This window comes from Nocardioides sp. CPCC 206348 (genome assembly GCF_048654705.1).
Lineage (GTDB): Bacteria > Actinomycetota > Actinomycetes > Propionibacteriales > Nocardioidaceae > Nocardioides.
The window spans coordinates 35,676-36,128 of record NZ_JBMCZA010000239.1 but is presented as its reverse complement, the minus strand read 5'-3'; the positions used below and the strand labels follow the sequence as shown (position 1 = coordinate 36,128).

The window sequence follows — 453 nt, the reverse complement described above, 5'->3', positions numbered from 1 at the left end:
GGCCGCCCCGGCAGCTCGATGGCCGACGGTGACTGGTCGGTGCCGGTCGCCGGCGGCGGCGGGCTCGGGCTCTACACGACGTACTCACTGATCATCGCGCTGTTCCTCGGCACCATGGGCCTGCCGCACGTGGTGGTCCGCTTCTACACCAACCCCGACGGCCGCGCAGCGCGTCGTACGACGGTGGTGGTGCTCGCCTTCCTCGGCCTGTTCTACCTGCTGCCGCCGGTCTACGCCGCCCTCGGCCGCGTGTACGGCGACCAGCTGGTGTCGTCCGGACGATCGGACGTGCTCGTCCTCGAGCTCCCCCGGGTGATGCTCGAGGGCGTGGGCGGTGACGTGCTGACCGGCCTCGTGACGGCCGGCGCCTTCGCCGCGTTCCTGTCGACGTCGTCCGGGCTGGCCATCGCCGTGGCCGGCGTCCTGACGCAGGACGTGACGACGCGTCTCGTC

Annotated in this window: 1 protein-coding gene; it reads left to right on the top strand. The window is 72.2% G+C overall.

Annotated elements, in window-relative coordinates; genetic code table 11:
- On the top strand, positions 1–453 hold a 453-nt coding region (locus ACOADB_RS27415; RefSeq protein WP_420281367.1), incomplete at both ends, for a sodium:solute symporter family transporter.